At 43.3% G+C, this 6,403-nt stretch carries 3 protein-coding genes; all 3 read right to left on the reverse strand.

Going from position 1 to position 6,403, the window contains the following annotated elements:
- Positions 1 to 26: 26 nt before the first annotated feature.
- Complete coding sequence (locus tag ABD744_RS19310) at positions 27 to 2,486, reverse strand: thioredoxin domain-containing protein (RefSeq protein ID WP_344800221.1); 2,460 nt, start codon at positions 2,484 to 2,486, stop codon at positions 27 to 29.
- A 73-nt stretch (positions 2,487 to 2,559) separates the two neighbouring features.
- Positions 2,560 to 5,616, reverse strand: a complete 3,057-nt coding sequence (locus ABD744_RS19315) for a CRTAC1 family protein (protein ID WP_344800222.1) — start codon at positions 5,614 to 5,616, stop codon at positions 2,560 to 2,562.
- Between the two features lie 149 nt (positions 5,617 to 5,765).
- The coding region (locus tag ABD744_RS19320; protein WP_344800223.1) for an outer membrane beta-barrel protein at positions 5,766 to 6,403 on the reverse strand (638 nt) is incomplete at its 5' end.

Genomic DNA, 6,403 nt, shown 5'->3' on the forward strand with positions numbered 1-6,403 from the left:
CTCAACGTGTTCTCTGTACTAAGACTTCATGACTGACATTGAGCAAGCATAAAATTAATAGTTTGCGGAGCGAGACATTGCTTATCACCACACACTTGTAAATTCAGCTTTAACTTATTTAAAGCACTGGTGTGAGCTTGAGCGCCGATCTTAAATTGACCTTGATATAAACGAAGTGCTTGTTTTGAAAACGTCAAATTACTCACCGTCTCTTTAGGATAATCCACATTGATCAGTCCGGACTCAGCGGTTAACCGAGTCGGTATCAAATACTTATTATTTGGAGTGGTGGAATTAATGTGCCACCCTTTTTTCAGCTTCATCGTTAACTCCAAGTCAGTGATCGAATCACAACTGGCCCTTTGATAACGAAACTCCACGTACCCATTTCCCATTGCAAAATACTGTTGATGTGAAGTCGCACCGGAGTTAATTTCTGTCAGCACCTTACCGGCATAAAGATTATCAAGTGGACTATGATCAAAACGGCTTTTAATGGCTTTTTCTGTGTTGACCAGCACCTTACCTACCTGCCCATCCCCTGTTCTCAACCACAGTTTGTGGAAAACCTCCAACATCACAGTATTACTTGCCAGTAACTCACCATCCCGAAAATACTGGCGTCTTTGCAGGCCATTTAATTGCTCAGGTGCCTTTACTTTCTCTGCGCCTGAAACCTTAGCTCCAATTCGCCAATCATCCAGCTGTCGAATGTCCGTCGAATAAAATGAACCGTCTTCAGCAGTAAAGTACCTACTGACAATATCAACAAGTTTTTGTGCTTTTTTTAACCAGACTTCATCTTCCGTAATTTCATGCACCTTCAGAAACCCATTCGCTAAATAAGCGTAATCTGAGAGTTGACCAGCCCGGTTCGGTCTCCCCTTGAAAGAAGACCGAATTAATCGATTATTCTCTGCATCAAAGTGATTTCGCCAGATAGTGTCAGCAGTTGAAACCGCCAGCACCTTTAGTTCTTGGTTACCAGTCACCGAAAAAGCATCAGCCAATCCTTTAATCATAAGGCCGTTCCAAGCCGTTATGACTTTCTTATCAATATCAGGAACACGCTGTTGCAACTGACGTTGCTTTAATAAACGGCGTATATCTGAATAATTTTGGTCAAATGGTTTTGAAAAATAGACCCCCACTAAATCAGACTCAGAAAGAGCATAAGTTTGAACAAAATCATGCTTTCCGGCCCCTTTCAGTAGAGATTTCAGTTCGGAAGGTTGCCATGTATAAAAACCACCGTCCTCGGCTTCATAAACAGCACTGACGGACGTATAAAACCCCTCCCCACTGCTGTATAAACTTTCGGAACTGAACCGGAGTAAGTCATTTATCACCGCCAAGTAAAGAGGATCAGCAAATAACTGATACGCCTTGCTATACACCATTAGCAACTGAGCCTGGTTATAGAGCATTTTTTCGAAGTGAGGTAACAACCATTGATCGTCTGTCACATAACGGTGAAATCCACCATTAACATGGTCATACATGGCTTTGGACATCATATTAAAGAGCTGTAGCCTGACCAAAGCCGCAAGCTCCTCATCATATTCATGCGATAGACGTTCTAAAGAAAACAAAAGCATGGCTTCCGTAGGAAACTTGGGAGCACCCTGATATCCTCCTAAGTCCGGGTCCAGCCGCTTTTTTAATGCACTGACTGTTTCATTCAGTATTTGAGGATTCCAGGCCACGGATTGAATCGCCGAATATCGCTTATTTACTAATGTCGTCAGCTGCTTTGCATTCGTATTCATAAGTTCAGCATTCGTTTTCGACAAACGAGACAACCTTGGCAGTAATGTTGAGAGTTTGTTTTTTGGAATATATGAAGCTGCAAAAAACGGATCACCGCTGGCGTTTAACACCACCGTAATAGGCCAACCTGACGTACCCAAAACCTCTTGCAACACCGATGTGTAATAATTATCAACATCCGGCATTTCTTCCCGGTCTACCTTCACTGCAATGTAATCAGCGGCCAGTAACTTGGCGATACCCACGTCATTGAAGCTCTCCTTCTCCATTACGCCACACCAGTGACAACTGGAGTAACCAATCGACAAAAACACCAGCTTCTTTTGCTCTTTGGCCTGAATAAACACTTGCTCAGACCATGACTGCCAGTTAATGGGGTTGATAGCGTGCTTCAACAGATAAGGCGAATTCTCCAGAATCAAACCATTCACAAAGTGCCTTGATTCAGTTAAAGACTCCCCCTCAAGCAGATCTGACATCAAGGTTCGTTTAGCTTCAAACGCATTTCGCCAAGTCTGAAGATCAGCCATTGAAACGTTAGATGCTGGTGGCGATTCCAATGACTGAACAGCAAATGCATAACAATGGCTGCCAGTGAACAACAGAGCAGTAACACACGCAGCTACGACCCAGGGTTTGATCCCTGAATAGTTAGCTGCTGAACAATTTGATGCGGAATGATCAGCCTTCGCGCATCTAAAAAATAGCTGTATCACAAATCCTGCTCTTCTTTGTTGTTATTGTTAACCAACACAACCAATAACGGCCATGCAGGTATAATTCAATGCACTAATTCAACGCACTGTAATCAACGGTTATCAGCTGCTGGGCATTAACCCGGCCAATGTCTGAACGTTTACCGTTCGGCCAAATAACCGTTAACACCGCGCTATCCGCTTTACCTAACCCCAGATGCTGAGTCTTAGGATGAACAGACATATACCCACTGGACCCATGAACTTCTCGCCATACGCGTTCTCCGTTATCCAGTTCCGCAATAATTTTTGCACCAATGGCATCACGGTTAATGCCATCCTTAGGAGAGCCGGTTAACTTTACGTTCAACCAATTGTTATTGAATTGCTCGCTGTTGTTTTGAAAAGCCACTACGGGCCCATGATAGTTATTCAAAAACATGTCCAGGTCACCATCCTGGTCGTAATCCAAATAAGTCGCACTTCTGGAATTAGACAAGAGGTTTGCGCCACTTTGCTCGGATCGGTTCTGTAGTTTTCCCCCTTCATTAATGAAGAAAACATTGCTTTCTTTTTCTGAAACCGGGATGTAGGCATCCAGCTTTTTATTATTAATTGGGTCTCGATAGTAGGGGTTTTCATTACTGTATAAATTGTATTCATTCATACCATTCAACACATACAGATCATCGTCCCCGTCATTATCAAAATCAAAAAAGTCCGCATCCCACGCCCATCCTGTTGATGACCGGCCCCGAGTCACCGCCTGACTTGCATAATAGCTAGAATGCCCTTGATCATCCTGACTCGAAACAAACAGATCATTGGCTTCAATCACTCGCATATTGGCCAGTTTTTGTGGGTCAAACGCCATGGTCGTTTCTTCATTGGGCAGAACGTATTTTTGATCTTTGTTCATCGTGACAATATTGGAAATATAGATATCCGGCACTAAGTCATCGTTTAAATCCGTAATCCCAATACCCATCGTATAAGAAGGTTTGTCGGTTCCAATGTCACGGGCGACGTTGATAAATTTGCCATCCCCTAAATTACGATAGTAGCCATTGACGCCAAAATCATTCCCGACAATAAGATCTTGTCGGCCGTCTGAATCAAAATCGGTATGAGCCACCGCCTGCCCCCAACCGGTGTCCGCCAAACCGCTACCCTCGGTCACATCCTGGAACTTAAAATCGCCTAAGTTTCGGAATAGTTTATTTGGTAACCCATTATTATTTCTTCGTTTTAAGGTAGGTAAAACGCCATGAATGTAATCGCCGAAGTAAGAGATATAAATATCGAGCAAACCATCATTATCATAATCAAACACAGTGGCCGGCCCGGCGACTAGGTTATCGCCACCCAAGCCACTTTGTTCGGTAACATCTACGAAGGTTCCATTACCTGTGTTTTTATAGACTCGGTGAGTATCATCAACATAGGTAATGATGATGTCCTGTAAACCATCGTTATTAATGTCTGCGATCAAGGGTTGCCGAGGTTCGCCCGGCCGCTTATCTTGCTCGCGTAACCACGTCAAACCGGACTTCTCTGTGACGTCCTCAAAATGATCTTTCCTGTTGATATAAAGCCGGTTCCCCGAACCACTTAAAATCAACAAATCAGCAAGCCCGTCGTTGTTAATATCATCAGAAGCAATGCCCGAACCTCCAAATGCTGGCGGAATCGTAATAATGCCTGTTTGCTCATCCTTTCGAAGATAACTGCGTAATAAGCGATTCAACCAATCGGATGAATGATGCGTCATATCAATATTTAACTTTGATGTTGCATCAGTAAAAAGAGCCGTCACCGAAGCAGCATCGTTCTCAGTAGTGTTGTTGGCAGAAACAATCCCCGGATCGACTTTCGTTTTATTATCTTTGACTAAAGCATGCTGATTAATTCTGTTTTGAATGGAACGAGTTGCCTTCTCAAAGTGAGCCGTCTTAATTCTTTTCTCTCCAGCGTCTTTGCCCATTTGACCTGTTACACGCAGCAGTAAGACGCCGAATTGAGCAACATTTTCAGCCAATAGTTCAACCGCAAACGGGTCTGGTTCCAAAAACGCTTTAAAATCAGGGGCCAGTAAGGCATACCTCAAATAGCTCCAGTGAATACCGCTATCCCGGAAAGAGTCGAAGTCATACGACTCAATAAAGACCTGTTGCTTTTTCGGCAACTTAGGAAAGAACAGAGCATCTTCGTAAGCATTCATTTCATGAGGAATGAATAAATTAAGGTACTGTTTTACATCAGACTCTTTGATCGTATTATGGCCATTCGCCAGTGCAAGTTGCTCTGCACCTTTGTATAAATCGGCAGTAAACAGAATCAATGTCTCTGTAAATTGCTGTTTAAACAATTTCGCTTCATTTGGGTCTTTTGGCCAACTGTTCCGAGCAAAATAGACTTGCAAATTACGAACAAAAATCTGGTTATTCACATCATTATATTTTTCAAACGAGCGTACTTTTTGGTCAATGATATTACGCAGCAAGTCCAAAGAAACAGGAGACTTTGGCGCTTTAGCCGAAGCAACTTTCTTTTCCGGTATCGTTCCAGAGTCCAAGGAGGCCCAAACTTCTAATAACATGACTTTAGTTAATTCATGTTGACTGCTTATTCTTGCCTTTTGATCTGCGGAACTTAATGCCGCTAATGTATAAAGATCCAGAGATTCATTGAGTGCGTTTATCGCGGGTTGTGTTAATGGAAGAAGAGAAAGCTCAGCATCCATCAAGCTTTCTTGCTGAACGGCCAGAATGGCACGTAAAGAATATGCAATACTGCCATATTGTCGCTTGTCATTTTTACTGATTATTTTTTTATCATAGACAGACGAGCCCTCATTCAAAAACGTTATAGTCCAGTGACCTTCCTCGTTCAGCTGGTAAGTAAACATGGACGATATAACAGTTTTAACATAACTTACCGAGATTTGAGATTCACCACTTTTTTCAGCAAGTTCGGATGCTTTTAGCCACACCTTCATCGCCCACTTCTTTTGAAGCACGTTTTTTGCGAAGCGGGCTTGATCCGTTAATGGTGTACCATAAATAAAATCTTCTAACCGGGACGCTGTTGCATAACACTTCGGGTCACTTTTGCTTTCGAGCGTTTCAATTTCAGTCAATATGGCTTTCATTGAATTACTATTCTTTAACTGAAAGCTCTTTAAGTTAATGTTCTTTAAGTCAGAGTTCTGCGAAGAAAAACTCTGCGCATTTAACCCCGAGTTAAAACATAAACAACTGGCCAGCGTGACCGATAAAAAGGCTGTCTTTTTCCACACCATCAAAAACGAACTCCAAGACCCACACCCAGAAGGTCAATATCCTGGTCCTCAACCAAAATACGACGCAGTTTCAAACTGAGGCTCAGGTGCTCATCCAGCTGATAACCGGCGCCAAACCCCACAAACACATCGGTCTCGTTGTCATCATCGCCTTCAATATTGGCACCACTGATATCAATGTCTTGTTTCCAAAAAAACAAACCGGCTTCACCAAACACAGTTATTCCCGGAGCGGGTTCCGCCTGAAAACGATTGCCTAACGTCAGGCCTTGTCCTGTCACCGGATAATGCTTATTCAGCGATTTTTCAAGGTCCGACGCACTGGCCGCCAACGTTGAGAAATTCACATCCACGCTGCCTAAATCCAGGTAGCCAACTTCCAGAAAGGACCAATCCAGATATCGATAGCCCAAGACAAACTGATAGCCGGATCGGTCAACGTCGTATTCTTCCACATTCACCGCAAAGCCGTCTGACGCCAGGCCGTCCCGAAAATCTTGTTCCCCCTGAGACGAAGTGACCCGGTACATGCTCACCTCAAAGTAGCTTCGATCTTTCAATGTTTGTTGGGCAGACGTCCAGTCCTGCGCCTGACTATGCAACGGTAATAACACTAATACCGGACACAACAGCAATA

The organism is Litoribacillus peritrichatus, assembly GCF_039537985.1.
Taxonomy (GTDB): Bacteria; Pseudomonadota; Gammaproteobacteria; order Pseudomonadales; family Litoribrevibacteraceae; genus Litoribacillus; species Litoribacillus peritrichatus.

Coding starts and splice junctions, on each gene's coding strand:
- ABD744_RS19315 (WP_344800222.1), bottom strand. CDS start 5,616: ATGAAAGCCATATTGACTGAAATTGAAACGCTCGAAAGCAAAAGTGAC.